The organism is uncultured Allobosea sp., from assembly GCF_945957345.1.
Taxonomy (GTDB): Bacteria; Pseudomonadota; Alphaproteobacteria; order Rhizobiales; family Beijerinckiaceae; genus Allobosea.
The window spans coordinates 84,551-108,251 of the sequence record NZ_CAMFKW010000014.1; the positions used below are offsets into that span (position 1 = coordinate 84,551).

Sequence of the window (23,701 nt, forward strand, 5' to 3'; positions counted from 1 at the left end):
GCGGGAATTCCCGAAGTCTCAACCGAGCTTGCGGCTGGTGGCGAAGGAGCCCATGCGCCAGCCGAGCTTCTCCTCGATGCGACGGGCCGCGGCCTTCACCGCCTCGACGAAATTCGCGTGCTCCTCGTTCACGCGGAACTCGGGCAGGACGATCGAGACCGTGATCGGGCAGGCGCCGGCTTCGTCCAGCACAGGTGCCGCGATACACGCGACGGCGTAATCCGACTCCCCGGCCTGGATCGAGACGCCTGCAGCAAGCGAGTCGCGCGCCTGCGCAAGCAAGGTGGCGAGATCGGTGACGGCGCGCCCGGTCGGCGACGCCTTGGCGCTCTTGCGGAAGAGTGCTGTCCGCTCGGCTTCGTCGAGCCCGGCGACCAGCAGCCGGCCTGAAGCCGTCCAGTTCAACGGCACGCGCGTGCCGACGCGCGAGGTAATGACGAAATGGCCGGGGCCCTCGGCCATGGCCTCGACCACCATCATGCCGCCGTCGCGGCCACAGATCTGCACGGTCTCGCCGACCTCGCGCGCCAGCACATGCATCTCATGCGTCGCGACATTGATGACCTGCAGATCGCGGGCATAGGCGAGGCCGTAGTGATAGAGCCGCGGTCCGAGCCAGACGCCGCTGTCGCCGGAACGTGCCAGCAGGCTCTTGTCCAGCAGGTCCTCGACGATGGCATAGACCGTCGAGAGCGGTGCGCCGATCGCGCGCGCGATCTCATAGGCGGTCAGCGCCCGGCCCTCCTGCTGGAGATGGTCGAGGATCTGCACGGCTCGGTCGATGCCGCTGACGCGCGAGCGCCGCTGTCCGGTCGGTTCCGGTGCGCCTTCGCCATCCTGCGTCGTCGGGGCCTTGCTCATACCTGCGCTTTCGTACCTACGGCTCGCCAAGTCAACGCCAAGACACAAGTCAACGCCACGACAGGCCGTGGCTGTGCCGGACGAGCCGGCGTGGGCGCGGCACATAGCGGCTGGCGGTGACTGCTTCCGCGCCGATCACCGCATGGCGCGGCTCGAACAGCCGGGTCAGCTTCGAGACGTCGCCATTTGAATCGGTCGCTTCCAGATCGCTGTCGATGATGTCGAAGATCGTGAAATCGGCGCGCTGGCCGACGGTCAGCCGGTCGGTCATGTCGAGCTTGATCACCGAGGCCGGAGCGTGGGTCACGGCCTGGATGATGGCGTCGAAGGGCATGCCGACCGACAGCAGCTTCGACATCGTCGTCGCCAGGTCCCAGACCGGGAAGTTCATGCAGCGGTTGTGCAGATCGGTCGAGATCGAGAACGGCATCAGCCCGCGCTCGATCGCAGCCTCCGCCACCTTGAAGGAGAAGGAGGCGCCGCCATGGCCGATATCGAGCCGCACGCCCTCGGCCGCGCAGCGTTCGGCCAGCTTGAACAGGTCCTCGTCTTCCAGGATGCTCGAACCGGCCTTGCCGTTGAAGCAATGGGTGACGACGTCGCCCGGTCCGAGGATCTCCAGCACCTCGTCATAGAGGGCAGGCGGCTCGCCGACATGGACCATCATCGGCAGCTTCAGGATCTTGGCGATCTTCTTGCCGAGCTTGACCGGCGTCACGCCCCAGGAGCCGGTGATGACATGGCTCGCCCGCACCTTGAGGCCGACGATGTGCTCGCTGTTCTCGGCATAGCATTCGATGATGCGGTCGAGATCGATATCCCCAATGTCGCGCAGCTCCGGCACCCGATTGCAGGCGACCAGCCCGATCGAGCCGAGATTGAGGAAGGCCTTGATCCGCTCGCGCGCCGGCTCGATGACATACTCGCGGAAGCCGTGGAAATTGGCTTCGCCGGCCGAGCCCGCATCGACCATGGTGGTGACGCCGCGCTCGGCTCCGCAATCGCTGGGCCGGAGCGAAATGTCGGTGCCGCCATGCCAGACATGGACATGGAGATCGACCCAGCCCGGCGAGACGAAGGCGCCCTTGCCGTCGACGCGCTCCGCATCGGCTGGGGCAGCCAGCCCCGCACCGATCGCCGCGATCTTGCCCTCGCCGCCGACGAGGATGTCGGTAGCTGTGGTGGGGATGGCCGGCCCGAAGGCGACCGGCTTCACATTGGCGATCAGCAGTGGCTGCCGCGTGGCAGATGTCATGTCAGAGATCCTTCCGCAGGCGCGGATCGAGCAGGTCGCGCAGGCCGTCGCCCACCATCTGAAGGGAGAGCACGGCGAGGACGATCGCGAGGCCGGGGAAATAGGTCATCCAGTCGGCCTGGCCGATATATTGCCGCCCTGCCGAGATCATCGTGCCCCAGGTCGGGATATCCGGGCTGACGCCGAGCCCGAGGAAGGAGAGCCCGGCCTCGGCCAGCATGGCGCTGGCGAAGATGAAGGTGGCCTGCACCGTGATCGGCGAGACGATGTTGGGCAGGACATGCCGGACCATGATCCGGAAGGTCGGGTTGCCGAAGGCGCGCGCCGCCTCGACATAGGGCAGTTCGCGGATCACCAGCGTCGCGGCCCGCACGATGCGCGCGAGCCTGGGCGCATAGACGATCGAGAGCGCGATGATCACCGTCATCAGCGAGGGACCGAGCGCCGCGACCAGCGCGATCGCGAGCAGGATGTCGGGGAAGGCCATCATCGCGTCGATCAGGCGCGCGATCGGCGTGTCCAGCCGCTTGAAGAAGCCGGCGAGCAGCCCGAGCGTCACGCCGATCAGCGAGGACAGCACGACGACGGCGGCGCCGACCGAGAGCGACAGCCGGCCCGCATAGAGCATGCGCGAGAAGATGTCCCGGCCGAACTCGTCCGTACCGAACCAGTAGATCGCCGAGGGCGGCTTCAATCGGTTGACGATCGAGAGCTTGCCCGGCGCATAGGGCGCGAGCAGCGGCGCGAAGGCGGCGAGCAGCACGAAGACGATCAGGATCGCGAGGCCGATCGCCACCATGCGGCGCTTCAGCAGGTGGCGCAGGAAGGTCCGGCCGCGGTTCGGCGCCGGTGCGTCGGGGGCGAGATCGGTCATCAGTAGCGCACCCTGGGATCGACCAGCAGATAGAGCATGTCGATCGCGAAATTGATCAGGACATACAGGCCCGCGATGACGAGCAGCGCGCCCTGGATCACCGGATAGTCGCGCCTGAGCACGGCCGAGACGACGAGATTGCCGACGCCGGGCAGGCCGAACACGGTCTCGGTCACCACCGCGCCGGAGATCAGCACGGCGGCGGTGAGGCCGAGCACGGTCAGGATCGGGATCAGCGCATTCTTCAGCGCGTGCCTGAGGACGACCTTCTGCTCGCCCAGCCCCTTGGCGCGGGCGGTGCGGATATAGTCGTCGCCGAGCACGTCGAGCATCGAGGCGCGGGTGAAGCGCATGACCAGCGCGGAGGAGACGAGCCCGAGCGCGACCGCCGGCAGGATCAGGTGCTTGATGCGCTCGAGCAGGCTGGTATCGGGTCCGCCATAGCCGGAGACAGGCAGGATGCCCAAGCGCACCGCGAAGATCTGCATGAGGATCAGGCCGAGCCAGAAGCCCGGGATGCTGGCGCCGAGCATGGCGAGCGTCGTCGCGGCCTGGTCGATGAAGGAGCCGCGCCGATAGGCGGCGTAGATGCCGACCGGCAGCGCGATGACGCTCGCGATCGCGAGCGAGAGCAGCGTCAGGAAGAAGGTCGGCTCCGCCCGCTCCATCAGCGCCGAGGTCACCGGCATGTTCAGGAAGATCGATTGGCCGAGATCGCCGCGCAGCAATTGCCCGACATAGATCACGTATTGCGACAGGATCGAGCGATCGAGCCCGAGCCGCGTGCGCAGCTCGGCGACGTCATGCGCCGTCGCCTCGGGGCCGAGCATCACCGCGGCGGGGTCGCCGGGCGTCACGCGCACGATCACGAAGACGATCGTGACGACGAGCAGCATGACCGCGATCATGCCGGACAGGCGTTGCAGGATGTAGCCGAGCATGGCGCGACCTCTCGTTGCTCGCTATCCGGCCGCAATCGAGCGGCCGGATAGCGAGGGGGATCACTTCTTGAGCGTGACGTTCCAGAAATAGGGCCAGGGCGCCGGCACGATGCCGTCGAGCTTGGCGGATTTCGCCGAGAGCGCGTTGAAGTCACCGATCTTGATGAAGGGTACCTCGTCGTAGATCACCTTCTGCACGTTGGCCCAAAGCGCGGCGCGCTTGGCCGGGTCGGCCTCGGAGGTGAAGGCGTCGACGGCGGCCTTGCGGGCGGGCGTGTCCCACCAGCCGGGCGAGCTGGTCGAGAGCGAGCCGATCAGCGCCGGCTCCGGCAGGAACGGGCTATGGGTGATGTAGATGTCCCAGAGCGCCTTGTCGGTGCGCCGCTGGGTCAGCGTCGCCCAGTCGACCACCTGCAGGTCGACGGTGAAGCCGGCAGCCTTCAGATACTCGGCCGCGACCTGCGCCATCTTGTAGTGGAACTCGTACTGACGGCTGGTCAGGATGCGGATCGGCTCGCCCTTGTAGCCGGCCGCCTTGGCGGCGGCCTTCGCCTTGTCGGCATCGCCGAGATTGTAGTTCCCGGCGACGCCGGCATCCGTGCTCCACGCGTATTCCGACGGATAGATATTGCCGTCGAGCGCGTAGAACTCCTTGGTTCCGAACGCCGCCGCCAGCATGTCCTCCATGCTCAGCGCCGTGCGGATCGCCTTACGGACGCCGAGATTCTTGGCCGCGCCCTCGGCAGTGTTCATGACGAAGACGGGGTAGCCGAAGGGCTTCAGCACCACAGGCTGGGAGGTTGCGCCCTTGAGCCGGTCGAAGGACTCCACGGGGATCGCGTCGACATAGGAATACTGGCCGGAGACGGAAGCCTCGACGCGGGTATTGGCATCCGGAACCGGCACGAAGCGAACCTCGTCCAGCAGCGGACGCCGCGCCCCGCCATAGCCGTCGGCTGCGCCGTCGCGCGGCTTGTAGCCGGCGAAGCGGACGAGCTGGATATACTGGTCGGCCTTGCGCTCCTTGAGCATATAGGGGCCGGTTCCGATGAACTCCTTCATCGGCTCGTCCTGCTTCTTGGCGGGGATGATGATCGCCGCGGAATTGTTGAAGGCGAGCAGCGAAAGCAGCGGCGCGTAGGGCTCCTTCAGCGTGATGACGAGCGAAGCCGGCCCGGAGGCCTCGACGCTATCGATGAAACCCGCCGCCTGCTTGCCGCGCGAGGCGAGCTTCATCCAACGCCTCAGCGAGGCGACGGCGTCCTCGGCGGTGAGGTCTGAGCCGTCATGGAATTTCACGCCCGCCCTGAGCGCGATGCTGTAGCGCTTCCCGTCCGCGCTGATCGTCGGCAGCGCATCCGCGAGCAGCGGCGTCACCTTCCAGCTCTTGTCGAAGGTGTAGAGCGTCTCGAAGACATGCTGGGTGATCGTCCCGACGAGGTCGGCAGTCGAGACCATCGGGTCCAGGGTCGGCGGCTCGCCGACGGTCGCGACCGTGGCGATGCCGCCCGTCTCCTGTGCGGATACGAGGGACGGGGCGGTGAGCAGGCTGCAGGCGAGCAGGCATCCAAACAGGCGTTTCATGGTCCCTCACATTCTTTTATTATGTATTAGAGTGCTTAATAACAGAATGTCGCCGCGCTGCCAATGCCAACGCGGCTGGCGCTTAGTCAGGCCATTTCGCCAGCGAGGCGGCACGCCGGTTGCGGCGCTCGATCAGCGGGCTCGCGATGATCGTGTTGCTGCGCCGCGCCGTCTCCAGCTCGGCGACGATGCGCTCGGCGACGATTTCCTCCTGGCCCGGATGCAGGTTGCAGGGGTCGAGATAGAAATAGCCGTGCTCGACCTCATGGTCCCGGACGATCACCGGCTGCGGGCCGCTCGCCAGCGCGTCGGCGAGGTCCCATGCGGTGATATGCGCCTGCTCGGGATCGATGGAGAGCTTCATCCGGTCGAGCGGGTTATGGGTCGGGTCGGGCTCGATCACGGCGGTGACGCCGGGCCGCTCTGCAAAGCGGGCGAGCCAGAGATCGAGCGCGCGCTGCTCGCGCGCCCTGATGCCGGCATGGTCGCGCTTCTCCCAAGCCTCCAGCGCCGCCATCGTGCCGAGCACGCTTTCCTTGCCGATCTTCATGCCGCGGCCGATGCCGCCATTCTGGATATAGGCGGCCCGGACCATGTCCTTGCGCCCGGCGACGATGCCGCCGGTCGGCCCGCCCAGGAACTTGTGCGAGGAATAGAGCACGATATCGGCACCGGCCGCGAGAAAGCCGCGCAGGTCGTATTCGGAGGCCGCGTCGACGATGACCGGCACGCCGTGCTCGTGGCAGACCGCCGCGAACTCGTCGAGCGGCATGAGCCCGTACTGCACCGTATGATGCGAGACGACATAGAGCGCCGCCGCCGTCCGCTCCGTGATCGCTCCGGCGAGCTGGTAGGCACGAGCGCTGGTGGCCTGTCCGACGACGACCGGCGTCGCCCCCGCGAGCCGGATCGCCTGGTCGACCGGCGCGCCATAGCCGACCATATGGCCCATCATGATCACCACCTCGTCCTGGAGGTTGCTGGCATCCGGCAACTGCTCGACGGCGTAGAGATCGTCGCCGGTCATGGCGCCCGCGATTGCCAGCGTGATGCCGGCCGAGCAGGAGGCGGTGACGAAGCCGGCCTCGCTGCCGCAGAGCCGCGCGATCACGGCGCTGGCCTTGCGCTGGAGATCATCGATCTCGACAAACTGCGGCAGGATTGCCGTCATCGCCGCGATCGCCTCGGGCACGACGATCGAGGCACCGAGCGAGGTCATCGTCCCGGAGACGTTGATGACGGGGCGCAGGCCCAGCGAAGGGCGGATATCGGAAGCAGACATGATATTCTCCTGGAAAGCGGGGGGCGGGGCATCTGCCCCGGTGAGAGCATCAGTCTGATGCTCTAGGACACGGCGACGATCGCCTCGATCTCGACGGTGATCTGGCGCGGCAGCGAGCCGAAGCCGACTGCCGAGCGGGCATGCTTTCCGGCCTCGCCGAAAACGGCGACGAAGAGGTCGGAGCAGCCATTGATGACGGCGGGATGGTCGTTGAATTCCGGGGTGGCATTGACCATGCCGAGCAGCTTGACGACGCGCCTGACACGGCCGAGATCGCCCAGCGCCTCGTGCAGCACGGCGAGCAGGTTGAGCCCGGTCAGCCGGGCATGCTCGTAGGCCTCGGCGACCGTGACGTCGCGGCCGACCTTGCCGGTATGGAGCCGGCCGTCCTCATGCGTCGGCCCCTGTCCGGAGAGATAGATCAGGCCGCCTTCCTGGACATGAGTGGCGAAATTCCCGATCGGCCGCGGCAATTCGGGCAACGCGAGGCCGAGCTTCGTCAGCCTTTGGTAGGGCGTGGTGTCGGGAAAGGTGGACAGGACTGCGTTCATGGGTTCCTCAGGCCGGATCGGGACGGAATCCGGCGAAACGTGACAGGAAGGAGCGCAGCCGTTCGTGCGGCTGCTCGCCGAAGACCTTTGCAGGCGGAGCATCGATGACGATCCGGCCCTGGTCGGTGAAGACGACGCGATCCGCCACCTCCTGCGCGAAGGCCATCTCATGGGTGACGAGGATCATGGTGCGACCCTCGGAGGCGAGTTCCTGCACTACCGCCAGCACTTCGCCGACGAGCTCGGGATCGAGCGCGGAGGTGATCTCGTCGAGCAGCAGCACCTTCGGTTCCATCGCCACGGCGCGGGCGATGCCGACGCGCTGCTGCTGGCCGCCCGACATCTGCGAGGGCAGGGCATCGACCTTGGCCGCGAGCCCGACGCGGGCGAGCCATTTCTCGGCGATGGCGCGCGCCTCGGCCTTGGAGCGTCCGCGCGATTTCATCAGGCCGAGCATGATGTTCTCAGCGGCGGTGAGATGCGGGAACAGATTGAACTGCTGGAACACCATCGCAGCATCGACGCGGATCGCCGCGAGTTCCCGGTCGCCGCGGCGCTTGCGGCCGCCCGCGCCGTCGCGATAGCCGACCTCGGTGCCATCGATGCGGATCGAGCCGCCGTCATACTCTTCCAGGAAATTGATACAGCGCAGCAGCGTGGTCTTGCCGCTGCCGGAGGGGCCGATGATCGCGACGACCTCGCCCTTGCCGACGCTGAGATCGACGCCCTTCAGCACCTGATTGGCGCCGAAGGATTTTGTCAGGCCCTCGATCGCGATCACCGGCGTCCCGGCGGCAGCACGGGCATCCGTCTCGGCCATGGATGCCTCCTTTCAGACGAAGCGCTTCTCGAGCCGGCGGCTGAGCGCCGAGAGCGGGAAGTTGATGGCGAAATACATCAGCGCGCCGATGAGATAGAGCGGCAGCGCGACATGGGTGCGCCCGATCACCTGCTGCAGCGACAGCATCAGGTCGACGATCCCGAGCAGCGAGACCAGCGAGGAGCCCTTCACGGTGTCGACGACGCTGTTGACGAAGGGCGGCAGGAAACGGCGCACGGCCTGCGGCGCCAGCACATGCGTGAAGCGGTCGAACAGCGTGAGCCCGATCGCCTTGGCGGCTTCGGTCTGGCCGGTCGGGATCGACTGGAACGAGCCGCGCGTGATCTCGATGATCTGCGCCGATTTGAACGCTGTCAGCGCCACGATCGCGGCAAGCAGGCTCGGCAGGTTCAGCTTGATCGCCGGCAGGCCGTAATAGACGAAATAGAGCAGCACGAGGATCGGCACGCCGCGCACGAAATCGGCATAGAGCCGGATCGGTGCGCGCGCCCAGAGCGGCCCGAAGGCGAGCACGCAGCCGAGCGGCAAACCGACGATCAGCGACAGCGCGATCACGCAGGCCGAGACCAGCAGGGTCGTCAGCAGGCCGTCGACGAGGAAGGGCAGGGTCTGGATCAGCGTCGCCATGCCGTCACCGCGCGATGGAATAGCGCCGCTCGGCGAGGCGCAGCAGCAGCAGGATGGCGTAGCTGGTGATCAGGTAGATCGGCGTCGCCAGCAGATAGACCTCGACCGTGCGGAAGGTCTGGGTCTCGATCCAGCGCATGCCATAGGCGAGCTCGGGCACGGCGATGGCCGAGGCGATCGAGGTGTCCTTGAACAGCGAGACATAGGTGTTCGACAGCGAGGGCAGGGCGATGCGCATCGCGGTCGGCAGGCGCACATGCCAGAGCACCTTCATGGGGGTGAGGCCGATCGCCTTGCCGGCCTCGATCAGCCCGCGCGGCACGGCCTCCAGCCCGGCCCGCATCACCTCGACGAGATAGGCGCCGGAATAGATCGAGAGCGTCGCGACAAAGGAGGTGACCGCGTCATATTGCAGGTCGACGGCGCTCGGGATGCCGTAGAACACCAGATAGACCAGCAGCAGCAGCGGCACGTTGCGGACGAATTCGACATAGGCCGCGATCAGCGGGCGCGCCCATTTGGGGCCATCGAGGCTGATCAGCGCCAGTACGAGGCCGATCGCCATGCCGATCGCGATGCTGGCCGCCGCCAGTTCGAGACTGAGCCAGAGCCCGTCGAACAGCTTGCCAGCATAGCGCCAGACGATCGCGAAATTGAAATGATAGTTCGCCATGGTCCCGAGGATCAGCCGGGCATCGGGGACGGAAGGGCGTGGAGCACGCCCTTCCTTGTGCGAAATGTGGAACGCTCAGAAGCGCGGCAGGCCGGGCTGGCGCTGCGGCGGCTCGGCGCCGAAATAGTCCTTCACCGCCGCGTCGTAGAGTTCGTTCTGGTGGCCGAAGATCGCGATCTCGAAGGTGGTGTTGACGAAACGCACCCAGTCCGGGTCGCCCTGCTTCATGCCGGCGCCATAGAGCATCGTGTTCCAGGACTTGCCGGCATCGGCATATTTGTCCGGATGGCGCTTGGCGAGCCACCAGACGGTGGAGAGATCGACCGCAGCCGCATCGGCCCGCTTGGAATCGAGCGCCAGGATGACGTTGGCCTGGCTGTCGAGCTGCATCACCGTCGCCTGCGGCAGAACCTTCTTCACCGAATCCTCGGCATCGACATTCTGCAGGATCGAGACGCGGGCCGAGGAGCCGGCCTTGAGCAGCGCGTCGAAGCCCTTCTTGTCGCTGTCCGGGCGGGTCAGCAGCGCGATACCCTCGACATAATAGGGGCGCGAGAACGCGATGAGCTGTGCACGGGCCGGCGACATGGTCATGAACTGGATGACGATGTCGACCTTGCCGGTATTGATGTTGGGGATGCGCTGGGCCGCGTCCTGCCGGACGAACTCGACCTTGCTGGCATCGTCGAACAGCCCCTTGGCCAGGATCCGGCCCATGGTGATGTCCATGCCGACGAGCTGGCCCTTCTCGTCCTCGAAATGCCAGGGCGCGTTGGTGGAGCCCGTGCCGACGATCAGCTTGCCACGATCCAGCACCGTCCGCAGCAGGCTGTTCGGCGCCGACTGCGCCGCAGCCTCGCGAGCCGTACTGGCCGCGGCAGCCAATGCGAGGCCGCCGACCAGTCCACCCTTCAGCAGAAGCCTCTTGCCTTCATCCGTCTCGCTCATTGGCGGTACCCCTCTTTGCAAGATTAGTCCGTAATTGCAGAATATATCTTGTAGTAAGGGATGCTAGAGAGGCTTTCGCTTGGGAGTCAAGCGTTGGGCGCGCCCATTCCGGCGTGCGGCTGCAGCAGCAGATTATTTGGTATACACCATCAAATTGGCTCGACCTTGCCAAGGCAAGGCCTCGGATGCGGTGCCAAGGAGAGCTGGAGAAGCGGTGATGCCTGAGCTTCTCGGGCTGCAATAGTGGGGGCAGCAATCCCGACACGGCTGAAGCGCTCTGCGTGCTGCTGCCGTTTGGTCACATTGTCCGCCCGACGATCTGCAGGAAGCATTGACAGTTGGTATACACCAAACCATTCTGCCCTTTCGGCCGCTCAGGTCGCCAAAAATGGAGAGGGGTATTTGATGCAGCCGATCTCTCGTCGCACTGTGCTCGCTGCCGGCGCAGCGCTGCCTCTCCTGGGCTTGCGGGCTCATGCGCAAGCCGCCGGCAAGGTGCTCCGCTTCGGCCTGTCGAGCTTTCCGCCGAGCCTCCAGCCCTGGCTCCATACCGGCACCGCGGCGCTGACCGTCAAGCTCCTGATCTTCCGCGGCCTGACCAGCTTCGACGAGAACGGCGAGGTCAGGCCGGAGCTAGCGGAGTCCTGGCAACGCGAGGGCGAAACCGCCTGGGTCTTCAAGTTGCGCCAAGCCACCTTCCAGAACGGCAAGCCGGTCACGTCCGAGGACGTGAAATGGACGCTGGAGCAGGTTGCCGCGCCCAGTTCCACCGCCTTCATGAAGGCCGAGTTCGGTGGCGTCGAGCGCATCGAGACACCTGATGCCCGCACGGTCCGCATCGTCATGAAGCAGCCGACGGTCACGCTGCCGATCTGGCTCGCCAGCCCGCATATGCCGATCATCGCCAAGGATTCGATCGAGGGGCGGGCCGGGCTCGGCGTCGGCGCCGGGCCGTTCATGATCAAGGGGCAGGAGCGAGGCGCCTCGATCGAGGTCGTGAAGTTCGACAAGTACTATAAGCCGGGCCTGCCGAAGCTCGATGGCATCAAGATCGTGGCCTATGCCGACGAGAACCTGCGCGTCGCCGCGCTTCAGGCCGGCGATATCGACCTGATCGAATATGTGCCCTGGCAATCCATGGCCACCATCGAGAAGGATCCGCGCCTGCGGCTCGTCGCGGTCGACGGCCCCTTCATGGGGCTCAACTTCAACGGCGGCGCCGGGCCTTTCAAGGACGTGCGTTTGCGCCAGGCGGTGGCCCATGCCATCCGCCGCGACGAGATTGTGCAGGCCGCTTTCTTCGGACGCGGCAGCAAGCTCGAGGGCATCCCGATCCCGTCGAACAGCCCCTATTTCGACAAGGCCCGATCGGAATACTGGAACTACGATCCGGCCAAAGCGAAGAAGCTGATGGCCGAAGCCGGCGTGCCCAACGGCTTCGCCTGCACGCTGCTCTCGACCGCGCAATACGGCATGCACAAATCGACCGCCGAGGTCGTGCAGGCCAATCTCGCCGAGATCGGTATCCAGGTCACGCTGAACCTGCCGGACTGGGCGGCGCGCGTCGATCTGGCCGGCAAGGGGCGCTACGATTTCATGGTGCAGGGCACCACGGCCGACAATAACGACCCCGACGGCCTCGCGCCGCTGATCGACGGCGATCTACCCGCCAACATGGCGCGGAGCTGGCAGATCCCGACGCCCGAGATGCACGCCCTCTTCGCCAAGGGCCGCGCTGAGTTCGACCCGGCCAAGCGCAAGGCGATCTATGCCGAGCTGGAGAAATACGCGCTCGAGCAGGCGCCGCTCGTCGGCCTCGCCTGGCGTTCGCAAGGCTATGCGATGGTGAAGGGCCTCAGCGGCTTCAAATGCTATCCGGGCGGAACGAACTTCTTCTCGGCTTACTCGCTCGACGAAGCGGCCCTGGCGTAGCAGCGCTGGCGGTTGAATGCAGACGGCCCGCTTCTCGCGCGAGAAGTGGGCCGTTTCCTCTGGTTCACCCCGCGCGCGTCGTACGCTCCAGTCGCGAAAAGCGCTCCAGCCGGAAGGGCTTGGGATCGATCATCGGCGTGCGGCCGCTGACAAGGTCGGCGATCAGCCGGCCGGCACCGGGGCCGATGCCGAAGCCGTGGCCCGAGAATCCGGTGGCGAGGAAGAAGCCCGGCAGACGCGGTACTTCGCCGATGATCGGCACGGCATCGGGCGTCGCGTCGATCAGGCCGCCCCAGCTCTCCTTGATCGTGAGATTGGCGAAGGCAGGGAAGGCGGCGATCAGGTTGCGCTTCGCCTCTTCCAGGATGGGCGCTGACGGCTTCGGGTCGAGGATGCGCGCGCGCTCGAACGGCGTTTCCTCGTCGAGCGTCCAGCTGGTCTTCCGGCGTGCCTCCTCGATGAAGCGCTCGCCGAGCCGCAACCGCAATTCATCGCGCTGCCGGGCAAAGGACGGCAGGAAGTCGAACAGCAATCGAAAGCTGTCCGGCACGATCTCGGCGACGCTGGCTCCGCGATGGGCGATCGTGTAGCCGCCGTCCTGTCGCTTGCGGAAGGCGAAGTCGGAGGCGCCCACTGCATGGGTCGGTGGCCCGTCGAGCGGCTCGGTCCGGAACACCGAGCCCAGCACCTTGAGCGCCGGCAGGTCGATGCCGAGATTGCCGAGGAACAGCCGCGACCAGGCGCCCCCCGCCAGCACGACGCGCTGGCAGGCGATGCGGCCGCGCTCGGTGACGACGGCGCTGACGCGTCCGCCGGCCGTCTCGATGCCGCGCACCGCGCAGCGCGTCAGCACGGTGCCGCCATGGCGGCGCAGTGCTCGCGCCATGGCCGGCACAGCCTTCTGCGGTTCGGCGCGGGCATCGCTCGGCGTGAACATCGCCCCTGCGAAGGCGCGCTTTCCGCCCGGGATGACGTCGTCGATCTCGCGCGAGCTGAGCAGCCGCGAATCGAGCTGGTAGGTCTTGGCGTGCTCCAGCCAGGCCTCGTGCTCGGCGAGCTTCGCCAGGGTATCCGCGACATAGACGATGCCGGAGCGAGTGAAGCCGGTATCGCCGCCGACGAGCCGGTCCATATCCTCCCAGAGCCGCATGCTTTCGAGCCCGAGCGGGATCTCGCCCGGGTCGCGACCCATGACGCGGACCCAGCCCCAATTGCGCCCGGACTGCTCATGCCCGACTTCGCCCTTCTCGCAGACGGTGACCGAGATGCCCTCGCGTGCCAGGAAGAGTGCGGTGGTGATGCCGATGATGCCCCCGCCGATGACGACCACGTCGCTTGCGGCCGGAAGGGACGGGTCCGGCTCGATGGTTTCGATGGTGATGCCCATCAGGAAGGCTCCGGCGGCGGATGGAAGGTGGAGAAGTCGGCTTACGTCGCTCAGGAGCGGGTAGGGGGCGCGGAACTGCGGAAGACGACGTGGTGGGGATGGTTGACCGAGCGCATGTATTCGACAGGCCGGCCTTCGCCGTCGCGCGCCACGATCCGCAGCACCAATGTCGGCGAGCCCGGCGCCAGCGCGAGCAATTGCGCCTCCCGCTCCGTCGCCGTGCCGACGCTGATCTCGCGGTCGCGGATGCTGATCTCGATGCCGTAGCGCTGCCGCAGCAATTCGTAGAGCGACTGGCCGGAAAGCAGGTCCTCGGCCGAGAGACCGGGCACGCTCCCGGCCGGCAGATAGCTCGTCTCGATGCAGAAGGCTTCGTCGTTCACGCTGCGCAGGCGGCGCGCCATGATCAGCGTGCTGCCGGATGCCACTTCGAGCCGCTGGGCGATGCTCTCGCTCGCGCCCTCCTCGCCGAAATGCAGGAGCTTGCTGCCGGGCTCGCCGCCGGCATTGCGGATGATGCGGGTGATGCCGAGCGAGGCCGGCGCATCGATCGGTCGCGAGACCTGGACCAGCGGAATCCGGGTGCCGCTGGTGCCGTTGCGTTCCAGCACATTGCGATCGACCAGCCGGTCGATCGCCTTGCGCACGGTCATGCGATTGATGCCGAGCGCGTCGGCTAGCGTCCGCTCCGAAGGAATCCGGTCGCCGGGGCCGTATTCCGGTCCACCGATGAGGTCGAGGACATAGTCCTGCACCTCGACATAGATCGGTTTGACCCCCTTCAGCGGGTTGGACATGCCTTGCGTCTCGATTCCTGTGCCTTTCGGCGCGCGTCCCAGCCGGAATCCAAGCCGCGGCGCCTTTTTCGTCTTTAAGGCGAAACGGTCGCGCAGCGCTACTGGTCGAGAGGGGCGTTTGGACGGCATGGGAACAGGCTTGACAGTGATTGGTATATGGAATTGGTGTATACCAATTCCATCGCCCCATTGAAAGCCCGTCCGGGAGCCCGTTCATGTCCATCGCCTTCGACCGCGACGCCGTCCTGTCCGGGCTGGAGCCGACGCGCGCCGCGCTGCCGAAAGCCTATGCGCTGGGACAGGAACTGGCCCCCAGGATAGACCGCGTCTATCTCGTCGCCTGCGGCTCGGCCAACCGCGCGATGCTCGGCATCCAGTACTGGCTGGAGCGCTATTCGCCGGGCATCGAGGTGCGCCGCTATTTTCCGGCCGAGTTCATGGCGATCGACCCGCCCCGGCTGAACGAGCGGACTTTGGTCCTGCTCGCCTCGAAATCCGGCACGACGCCGGAGACCGTCGCCGCCGCGCATTTCCTCAAGGACAAGCCGTGCCGGGTCATCGCCTTCAGCCAGTATGGCGAGAAGCCGCTGGCGCAGGCGGTGCCGCGGCATTTCCTCGTCGGCGACACCAGCGAATCCTTCGCCGCCATGTTCATGCTGATGCAGGCGTTGATCGGGGGGCTGATGGCGGCCAAGGAAGGCTGGTCGCTCGGCGAGAAGCTTCTTGCTTCGCTCGACGCGCTCCCGGCGGCGATGTGCGACGCGGCCGAGCAGAACGAGGCCCGCGCTGCGGCTGATGCCGAGACCTATGCCGGCGATGACCGCATCTATCACGTTGCCTCGGGGCCGGGCTTCACCACGGCCTATGTCTTCGGCGTCTGCATCCTCATGGAGATGCTCTGGCTGCACAGCTACCCGATCGAGGCCGCGGAATTCTTCCACGGCCCCTTCGAAATCGTCGACAAGCAGACGCCGATGATCCTGATCACCGGCGAGGACCCGAGCCAGCCCCTGATGGAGCGCGTCATCAAGTTCTGCGACACCTATGCCGGGCGCGTGATGAACTATGATTCCCGCGATTACGCGATGAAGGGCATCGATCCCGAAATCCGTGCGATCGTGGCGCCCTATGTCCTGCAGGTGGCGCTCAAGCGCTTCTCGGCGCATCTCTCCGTGTTGCGCAATCAACCCCTGACCACCCGTCGCTACATGTGGAAGGTGGCGTACTGAGCCGGGGGAGTGGCCGCGATGGTACAGAGGCTGCTGGGGCTGGGCGACAACACGGTCGACACCTATGTCGATCGCGGCCTCCAGTTCCCTGGCGGCAACGCGGTCAATGTCGCGGTGCAGGCGAGGCGCCTCGCAGCGGAAACGGGTTATCTCGGCTGCCTGGGCTCGGACGAGGCCGGCGTGCTTCTGAGCGACGCGCTGAGGCGGGAAGGCGTTGACATCGCGCGCTGCCGGATCAGGCCCGGTCCCAACGCTCGCGCCTTCATCGGCCATGAGGGGCAGGACAGACGATTCCTGCGCTCTGAGCGTGGCGTGCGTGGTGAATGGGGCTCCTTCGACGCCGAAGACCGCACTTATATCGCCGGCTTCGACCTCGTCCATTCCAGCATCTACAGCGAGCTCGGCGAGGCCTTGCCTGCCGTTCGCGGCGCGGCCCGGCGCCTGTCCTACGATTTCTCCGAACGCTGGACGGACGAGAACCTCGCGGCGACGCTGCCGGCGGTCGATATCGCCTTCCTGTCGCATCCTTCCGCCTCCGACGCGGAATGCGGCGTCCTGCTGGAGCGTTGCATCGGCTGGGGCGCGGGAATGGTCGTGGCGACGCGCGGCGTGAAGGGGGCGCTGGCGCTCTCGGCCGGCAGCTTTCACGAGCAGCCGGCCCGCCCTGCATCCGTGGTGGATACGCTCGGCGCCGGTGACGGTTTCATCGCCGCATGCCTGCTGGCCATACTCGACGGAGCCGGTGTCGCCGCCGCCCTGGCGGCGGGAGCCGAGCATGCGGCTGATGTCTGCGGCTATCAGGGCGGCTTCGGCCATGGTGTCGCGTGGGCGCCTGCCGAGGCGCCGGTGATCTGAGGGAGGAAGACAGAGATGGCGTGGCGGATCGGGATCGATTCCGGGGGCACATTCACCGATGTCTGCCTGTTCGAGGACGCAACCGGCATGGTCGCGGTCTGGAAGGTGCCCTCGACGCCTGACGACCCCTCCCGCGCCATCGCGCGCGGCACGCAGGAAGGCGTCGAGCGCGTCGGCGCCAGCCCCGCCGACATCGCCTATTTCGGCCATGGCACCACGGTCGGCACCAACGCGCTGATCCAGCATCGCGGCGTCAAGACCGGCCTTGTCACCACCGAGGGTTTCCGCGACCTGATCGAGATCGGCCGGCAGAAGCGGCCGGACCTCTACGATCTCCAGGCCGACAAGGCCCCGCCGCTGGTCACCCGCGACCTGCGCTTCGGCGTTGCCGAGCGCGTCCGGCATGACGGCTCGGTCGAGACCCCGCTCGACGAGGAGGCCGTCCGGCAGGCGGCGCGGGCGCTGAAGGCGGAAGGCGTCAAGGCCGTCGCCATCGGCTTCCTCTACGGCTTCGTCCGGCCGGAGCATGAGGAAGCCGCCAAGCGGATCGTCACCGAAGAATTTCCCGAGGCCTTCATCTGCGCCTCGCACGAGGTCGCGCCCGAGTTCCGCGAATACGAGCGCATCTCGACCACCGTCGTGAACGCCTATCTCGGCCCGGTCATGCAGGGCTATATCCGCCGCCTCGCCGACCGTCTGACGGAACTCGGCCTCAAGGCGGTGCCGCATCTGACGCAGTCCAATGGCGGCGTCATCGGCTTCGACATGGCGGCGCGTTTGCCGGTGCGCACGGTGCTCTCCGGTCCCTCGACCGGCGTCGTCGCGGCGCAGGCGATCGGTGCCATGATCGGCATCGCGAACCTCATCACCTTCGACATGGGCGGCACCTCCTCGGATGTCGCCCTGCTCGACGACGGCGAGGCCAAGCTCGCCTCCGAGGCCAATGTCCACGGCTATCCGATCAAGGCGCCGATGCTCGACATCCACACGGTCGGCGCCGGCGGTGGCTCGCTCGCCGCGATCGATTCCGGCGGTTTGCTCAAGGTCGGGCCGCGTTCGGCCGGCGCCGATCCCGGCCCGGTCTGCTATGGGCGCGGCGCGACCGAGCCCGCCGTCACCGACGCCAATGTCGTGCTCCAGACCCTGAACCCGACGCATCTGCTCGGCGGCCGCATGCCGATCGACCAGGCGCTGTCGAAACAGGCGATCGGCCGGTTGGCCGAGGAGCTCGGCCTCGACCTGATGGCGACGGCGCAGGGCATCATCTCGGTCGTCACCGCCAACATGGCCAAGGCGATCCGGGTCATCAGTGTCCAGCGCGGGCATGATCCGCGCGACTACGCGCTGGTCGCATTCGGCGGTGCCGGGCCGCTGCACGCCGCGCGGCTCGCGCGCGAACTCGACATGAAGCGCATCGTCGTGCCCCGCAATCCCGGCATCGGCTGCGCGCTCGGCCTGCTGCTCACGGACCTGCGCGCCAATTTCGCCACGACGCGGCTCGCGACGCTGTCCGAAGCGTTGGTTCCCGACATGGCGGAGATCTTCGTCACCTTGCAGGAACAGGCGGATCACTGGTTCGCGGAGGAGGGCGTCGCCGCGGCCGATCGCCGGCTGAAGCGCACCGCCGACCTGCGCTATCACGGCCAGAACTACGAGCTCGCCATCGACGTGCCTGACGGGCCGATCACGCCGGCGACCATCACGGCGCTGGCCGAGGGCTTCGCCGCAGCCCACAAGCGCCTCTACGGCTTCGTCGCGGAAGGCGAGGCGGTCCAGCTCGTGACCTATCGCGTCGAGGCGGTCGGTCTCGTGCCGAAGGCCGCCTTCCGGCCGGAGCCCGATGGCGGACGGGACGCCTCCCACGCCGTTATCGGCAGCCGCGAGGTCTGGTTCCCCGAGGCAGGCGGCTTCGTCGCCTGCCCGATCTACGATCGCGACAAGCTCAAATCCGGCAACCGCTTCACCGGCCCGGCCATCGTCGAGCAGATGGATTCGACCACCGTGCTGCTGCCGGGCATGACCGCGACGGTCGAGCCCTATCTCAACCTGATCCTGGAGATGCCGTGATGACCGCGACCGCATCCGTCAGCGTCGACCCGATCACCGTCGAGGTCATCGGCTCCTCCTTTGCCTCGATCGCCGAGGAGATGGGCGAGGCCCTGGTCAAGGCGAGCTATTCGACCAACATCAAGGAGCGCCGCGACTGCTCGACCGCGCTCTTCGACGTCGAGGGGCAGACGCTCTGCCAGGCCGAACATATCCCGATGCATCTCGGCTCCTTCATCGGCATCATTCCGCATATCCTGAAGCGCCATTCGGTCGCGGATATGAAGCCGGGCGACGTCTTCATCGGCAACGACGCCTATGAGGGCGGCGGTACGCACCTGCCCGACATCGTCCTGGCCGAGCCGGTCTTCCACGAGGGCGTGATGATCGCCTGGGCGGTCAACACCGCGCACCATTCCGATTTCGCCGATCGCGGCCACGCCCATATCTACCAGGAGGGCCTGCGCATCCCGCCGATCCGCCTCTATGACGGCGGCGTGCTGATGAAGGACGTGCAGGAACTGATCCTGCTGAACTGCCAGGTCCCGCGCGAGCGCCTGTCCGACCTCCGCGCCCAGATGGCGGCTAACCGTCTCGGCGTCGAGCGGCTGCGTGCGCTCTGCGACAAATATGGCCGCGACACCGTCCTCGCAGCCGGCAAGGCCTTGCAGGACTATGCCGAGCGCAAGATGCGCGCCGGCATCGCCTCGATTCCCGACGGCACCTATCGCTTCTCGGATTCCTTCGACAATCCCGAGATCGACGAGGCCCTGACCTTCTCGGTCGCGATCACCGTCGCGGGCGAGGAGATGACACTGGCCTTCGACTCGCCGCCGCAGATGCGGGCGGGCTTCAACATGGTCTACACCGCGCTGCTCTCGACCGTGTATTACGCGGTCAAGACCGTGGCCGATCCGACCATCCCGCCCAATGCCGGGTTGGCGCGCCCGCTGACGGTCACCGCGACGGAAGGCACGGTGTTGAACTGCGTGCACCCGGCCGCCGTCAACGGCCGTATCGCCGCCTGCCAGCGCGTGGTCGACCTCATTCATGGCGCGCTTGCTCAGGCCGTGCCGGATCGGGTGATCGCCGCCTGTTCGGGCGCAGTCGCTTCCGCGACCTTCGCTGGCGAGCAGCCGGGCAGCGGCGAGCTCTGGGTCTATCTGGAGACGATCGGTGGCGGCTCCGGCGCCCGCATCAACAAGGACGGGCTCCACGGCGTCCATGTCCACATGACCAACACCTCGAACCTGCCGGTCGAGGCGCTGGAGCTCGAATATCCGCTGACCCTGCTGCGCTACGAGCTGGTCGACGGCTCGGGCGGCGACGGTCGCCAGCGCGGCGGCATGGGCCTGCGCCGCGTCTACCGGGCGGAGGCGCCGTGCCGGCTCAATGTCGACAACTCGCGCCTGACCTCGCGGCCCTGGGGCTTGGCCGGCGGCGGCGAGGGGCAGGGCGGCTCCTTCGCCTTCAGCGAGGGCGTCGTGCCCTTCTTCAAGGGCGACGGCGCTCTGGAAAAGGGCCAGATCGTCGAGATCATCACGCCCGGAGCGGGGGGCTACGGCCCGGCCGCGGAGCGTAGCGCCGAGGCGCGGGCACGCGACAAGGCCGAGCAGCGGGGGTGAAGTTGGGAGCTCCCAACTTCCTGCTTGTTCTGGGAGAACCACGCCGTCATTCCGGGGCGAGCGCGTAGCGCTCGAGCCCGGAACCCATGAACACGACCTTTCCGTCATGGTCGGGCTTGTCCCGACCATCCACGTCTTCGCTGGTCGCAGGCCGAGTTCAAGACGTGGATGCTCGCCACAAGGGCGAGCATGACGAACTGAAGCAACGTTGTGTTCATGGGTTCCAGGCTCTTCGCTGACGCGAAGCCCCGGAATGACGGGTGAGTTACGTCCAAACGCGGCGCTACCTAAGCCGCCAACCACAGCAGCGCGTGTGGCGACAGCCTGAGCGTCGCCCCGCTCCCGACCTCGAACAAGCCGCTGCCGGACTGGAACGGCACGTCCACCGCCACTTCCGTCGTGCCGATCCGCACGCCATAACGCACGCTCGCGCCGAGGAACTCGCGATTGGCGACGGTGCAGGGCAGGGCCAGCATCTCATCGCCGGCCGGGCCTGCATCGCCCAGACTGGCATGCTGCGGCCGGAAGACCAGCTTCGCGCCCTCCGGTACGATCGCCTCGCTCGGCACCGGCACCCGCGTCCCGCCCTCGATCTCGAAGACTCGGGTCCCGCCGCTGCCTGCGAGCTTGCCGCTGAGGATATTGGCAGTGCCAAGGAAGCCGGCGACGAACAGGTTCGCCGGCCGCTCATAGAGATCCATCGGCGTGCCGACCTGCTGGACGATGCCGTCGTTCATCACGGCGATCCGGTCGCAGATCGTGTTCGCCTCCTCCTGGTCATGGGTGACGAAGATCGTGGTCAGGCCGAGGCGCTGCTGCAGGTCGCGCAATTCGCGGCGCACCTGCAGGCGCATCTTCGCGTCGAGATTGGAGAGCGGCTCGTCGAGCAGCAGCACCTTGGGTTCGACTGCGACGGTGCGCGCCACCGCGACGCGCTGCTGCTGCCCACCCGAGAGCTGCGAGGGCCGCCGCTCGGCGAGATGGGCGAGGCCGACCAGCCCCAGCGCCGCCTCGACGCGCCGCTCCACCTCGGCGCGCTTCACGCCGCGCTCCTCCAGCCCGAAGGCGACGTTGCGGCGCACCGTCATATGCGGCCACAGCGCATAGGACTGGAAGACCATGCCGACATCGCGCTTCCACGGCGGCAGGTCGGTGATCGGCTTGCCGCCGATCCGGACCTCGCCGGTACCGGCATGGTTGAAGCCGGCGATCAGGCGCAGCAGCGTGGTCTTGCCGCAGCCGGAGGGGCCGAGGAAGGCGAAGAATTCGCCCGGCTTGATCGCCAGGTTGACGTCCTTGAGCACATGGTTGGTGCCGTAGGACAGGTTGACGCCTTCGATGTCGACGGCGACGGCGGGCGTGGTCAGGGAGACGGTCGCGTTCATGATCAGTGGCCCATTCCCTTGGCCTTCTGGCTGCGTTCGATGATGAGGTGGGAGAGGAAGGTGCAGGCCGCGACGAGGATCACCGCGACGACGCCGAGGGCGGCACCGGGGCCGCGCCCCGCCGCCGACTGCATGAAGACATAGAGCCCATACGCCAACGGCGCGTCCGAGTTCGACTGCACCAGCATCAGCGTCGCCGATAGCTCGACGGCGGCCGTCGAGAACGAGGTGACGAAGCCGGCGAGGATGCCTCCCGCCATCAGCGGCACGACGATGCGCCGGACCGTGCGCGCCTTGGTGGCTCCCAGATTCTCGGCCGCTTCCTCCAGCGAGACCGAGATCTGCTGGAGCGCCGCATAGCAGGCGCGCAGCGCATAGGGCAGGCGCCGGATCGCCAGCGCCATGACGATGGTGATCCAGAGCGCGGCGAGCGGCGTCCCGTCCGGCAGGGTTATGCCGTAGAAGGTCCTGAGATACCCGATACCGAGCACCACGCCGGGGATGGCGAGCGCGGCGGTCGCCATCCAGTCGAGCCATTCGCGGCCGATGAGTTTGGTCCGCAGCACGAGATAGGCGATGGCCACGCCGAGCACGACGTCGATGCCGCCGGCGATCGTCGCGTAGATCAGCGTGTTCTTGATGTAGACCGAGCTCTCGCCGAAGACGCGGCCGTAATGCGCGATCGTGTAGGCATCTGGCAGCGGCGAGAACGACCAGATCGTGGCGAAGGAAAGCAGCAGCAGGCCCAGATGCGGCGCCAGCACCAGCGCCAGGATCAGGATGACGATGCCGTAGCCGAACACGGCCTCCATCGGCGTCATCACCCGCTTGGCGAGGCCGCCGCCGCCGCGCTGCGTCGTGGCGTAGTCGCGGCCCTTTAGCGCTCGCGCCGAGAGCCACATCGCCAGCACGGAGGCGATGATCAGCACGACCGAGATGACATAACCCATCGGGTCGGCGATGCCGATCGAGGTCACCCTGAGATAGGCCTGCGGCGCCAGCATGTCCTTGACGTTGAGCAGGAGCGGCGTTGCGAGATCGTCGAAGACCTTGACGAAGACCAGCGAGGCGCCGGCGAGGTAGCCCGGCATCGCCAGCGGGAAGACGATGCGCCGGAACAGTCGGAAGCCCGACGAGCCGAGATTCTGCGCGGCCTCTTCCATGGCGCGGTCGACATTGCGTAGCGCCGCCGAGAGATTGATCAGGATGAACGGGAAATAATGGACGGACTGGACGAAGATGACGCCGTTCAGCCCCTCCATGAAGTCGATCTTAAAGCCGAACCAGTCGTCGAGCAGCAGGTTGATCGAGCCATTGCGGCCGAAGAAGAGCTGCATCGCCACCGCACCGACGAAGGGCGGCATGATCAGCGGCAGGAAGCCCAGCGTCTGGACGATTGCCGCGCCGCGGAAGACGAAGCGCGTCGTCAGATAGGCCAGCGGCAGAGCGAAGACCGAGGCCCAGACCACAGACATCGCAGAGACATAGAACGAGTTCCACAAGGAGCGCATGAACAGCTCGGTGCGGACGAAATCGTAGAAATTCACCAGCGTGAAGGTCGAGGTGCCCTTCTCGGTGAAGGCGACATAGATCACCGTCGCCACCGGCAGCACCAGGAACATCAGGAGGAAGGCGGCGATCGCCAGCGCCAGCGCGATCTGGCCGGGCGTGCCGGCGATGCGACGGGGGCGGGGAGCCGAGGTCGGAATGGCTGTCATGGGGTGCCGGGCTGTCATCCCGTGCGCGCTGCGGCATGCAAATGCCGCTGCGCAGACACGGGACCGTTGTCAGGAAAAGGCGCTTACTCGTGGCGCTTCAGGAAGAGGCGCCTGCTGGTCGCACGGTCCCGTGTCTGCGCCGCAGCGTTTCACGCTGCAGCGCGCACGGGATGACCCGCGTGACGACGATGAGGCGCGCGCTTACTTCGCCGCCTTCAGAGCCTCTTCCGCCTTGGCCTTGGCCTTGGCGTAGTTGTCGCGGGCGAAGCTCGCCCATTGCGCCTCGACCT

At 66.8% G+C, this 23,701-nt stretch carries 20 protein-coding genes; 5 read left to right on the plus strand and 15 right to left on the minus strand.

All coding sequences use genetic code 11. The features are described 5' to 3' along the window. Positions 1-18 precede the first annotated feature (18 nt). From Q0Q36_RS09485 to Q0Q36_RS09535, 11 genes are all read right to left on the minus strand, one after another. On the minus strand, positions 19-861 hold the full coding sequence (locus Q0Q36_RS09485; RefSeq protein ID WP_293797655.1) for an IclR family transcriptional regulator: 843 nt from the start codon (positions 859-861) through the stop codon (positions 19-21). A gap of 49 nt (positions 862-910) precedes the next feature. Next, positions 911-2,116, minus strand: coding sequence for an amidohydrolase/deacetylase family metallohydrolase (locus Q0Q36_RS09490; protein WP_293797656.1), 1,206 nt, complete (start codon positions 2,114-2,116; stop codon positions 911-913). A 1-nt stretch (position 2,117) separates the two neighbouring features. Next, positions 2,118-2,990, minus strand: coding sequence for an ABC transporter permease (locus Q0Q36_RS09495; RefSeq protein WP_293797657.1), 873 nt, complete (start codon positions 2,988-2,990; stop codon positions 2,118-2,120). After that, the gene (locus Q0Q36_RS09500; protein WP_293797659.1) at positions 2,990-3,931 is read right to left on the minus strand and encodes an ABC transporter permease; all 942 of its coding nucleotides are present in this window, start codon (positions 3,929-3,931) and stop codon (positions 2,990-2,992) included. Before Q0Q36_RS09500 ends, Q0Q36_RS09495 begins: the two co-directional genes overlap by 1 nt. A 60-nt stretch (positions 3,932-3,991) precedes the next feature. Next, entirely contained in the window at positions 3,992-5,515 is a 1,524-nt protein-coding gene (locus tag Q0Q36_RS09505; protein WP_293797660.1) for an ABC transporter substrate-binding protein, read from the minus strand. Between the two features lie 82 nt (positions 5,516-5,597). Further along, positions 5,598-6,797, minus strand: a complete 1,200-nt coding sequence (locus Q0Q36_RS09510) for an aminotransferase class V-fold PLP-dependent enzyme (RefSeq protein ID WP_293797662.1) — start codon at positions 6,795-6,797, stop codon at positions 5,598-5,600. Positions 6,798-6,859: 62 nt separating this feature from the next. Further along, complete coding sequence (locus Q0Q36_RS09515; protein WP_293797663.1) at positions 6,860-7,348, minus strand: RidA family protein; 489 nt, start codon at positions 7,346-7,348, stop codon at positions 6,860-6,862. Between the two features lie 7 nt (positions 7,349-7,355). Further along, complete coding sequence (locus Q0Q36_RS09520; protein WP_293797665.1) at positions 7,356-8,168, minus strand: amino acid ABC transporter ATP-binding protein; 813 nt, start codon at positions 8,166-8,168, stop codon at positions 7,356-7,358. Positions 8,169-8,180: 12 nt separating this feature from the next. Continuing rightward, a complete protein-coding gene (locus Q0Q36_RS09525) occupies positions 8,181-8,816 on the minus strand; it encodes an amino acid ABC transporter permease (protein ID WP_293797667.1) in 636 nt (211 codons plus the stop codon). Positions 8,817-8,820: 4 nt separating this feature from the next. Continuing rightward, positions 8,821-9,489 (minus strand): amino acid ABC transporter permease, encoded by a 669-nt coding sequence (locus Q0Q36_RS09530; protein ID WP_293797669.1) that lies wholly within the window; start codon positions 9,487-9,489, stop codon positions 8,821-8,823. A gap of 75 nt (positions 9,490-9,564) precedes the next feature. Continuing rightward, a complete protein-coding gene (locus Q0Q36_RS09535; protein WP_293797672.1) occupies positions 9,565-10,437 on the minus strand; it encodes a transporter substrate-binding domain-containing protein in 873 nt (290 codons plus the stop codon). A 405-nt stretch (positions 10,438-10,842) separates the two neighbouring features. Between Q0Q36_RS09535 and Q0Q36_RS09540 the strand changes: the two genes are divergently transcribed. Then, positions 10,843-12,369, plus strand: coding sequence for an ABC transporter substrate-binding protein (locus Q0Q36_RS09540; protein ID WP_293797673.1), 1,527 nt, complete (start codon positions 10,843-10,845; stop codon positions 12,367-12,369). Positions 12,370-12,433: 64 nt separating this feature from the next. On the opposite strand, the gene Q0Q36_RS09545 is transcribed toward Q0Q36_RS09540, so the two are convergent. Both Q0Q36_RS09545 and Q0Q36_RS09550 read right to left on the minus strand, forming a co-directional pair. Continuing rightward, complete coding sequence (locus Q0Q36_RS09545) at positions 12,434-13,756, minus strand: FAD-binding oxidoreductase (RefSeq protein WP_293797674.1); 1,323 nt, start codon at positions 13,754-13,756, stop codon at positions 12,434-12,436. Between the two features lie 50 nt (positions 13,757-13,806). Next, on the minus strand, positions 13,807-14,553 hold the full coding sequence (locus tag Q0Q36_RS09550) for a GntR family transcriptional regulator (RefSeq protein ID WP_293797676.1): 747 nt from the start codon (positions 14,551-14,553) through the stop codon (positions 13,807-13,809). Between the two features lie 215 nt (positions 14,554-14,768). On the opposite strand from Q0Q36_RS09550, the gene Q0Q36_RS09555 reads away from it, so the two are divergent. From Q0Q36_RS09555 to Q0Q36_RS09570, 4 genes are read left to right on the plus strand one after another with little or no spacing between them, the layout of a single operon-like run. Further along, entirely contained in the window at positions 14,769-15,782 is a 1,014-nt protein-coding gene (locus Q0Q36_RS09555; RefSeq protein WP_293797677.1) for an SIS domain-containing protein, read from the plus strand. 18 nt (positions 15,783-15,800) lie between these two features. After that, positions 15,801-16,637, plus strand: a complete 837-nt coding sequence (locus Q0Q36_RS09560) for a PfkB family carbohydrate kinase (protein WP_293797678.1) — start codon at positions 15,801-15,803, stop codon at positions 16,635-16,637. Between the two features lie 15 nt (positions 16,638-16,652). After that, on the plus strand, positions 16,653-18,704 hold the full coding sequence (locus tag Q0Q36_RS09565) for a hydantoinase/oxoprolinase family protein (RefSeq protein ID WP_293797679.1): 2,052 nt from the start codon (positions 16,653-16,655) through the stop codon (positions 18,702-18,704). Then, entirely contained in the window at positions 18,704-20,308 is a 1,605-nt protein-coding gene (locus tag Q0Q36_RS09570) for a hydantoinase B/oxoprolinase family protein (RefSeq protein ID WP_293797681.1), read from the plus strand. The genes Q0Q36_RS09565 and Q0Q36_RS09570 overlap by 1 nt, the downstream gene beginning before the upstream one ends. Before the next feature lie 287 nt (positions 20,309-20,595). Here Q0Q36_RS09570 and Q0Q36_RS09575 read toward each other — a convergent pair whose 3' ends face one another. Further along, the gene (locus tag Q0Q36_RS09575; RefSeq protein WP_293797683.1) at positions 20,596-21,693 is read right to left on the minus strand and encodes an ABC transporter ATP-binding protein; all 1,098 of its coding nucleotides are present in this window, start codon (positions 21,691-21,693) and stop codon (positions 20,596-20,598) included. Positions 21,694-21,695: 2 nt separating this feature from the next. Further along, a complete protein-coding gene (locus tag Q0Q36_RS09580) occupies positions 21,696-23,411 on the minus strand; it encodes an iron ABC transporter permease (protein WP_293797684.1) in 1,716 nt (571 codons plus the stop codon). Positions 23,412-23,701: the final 290 nt, after the last annotated feature.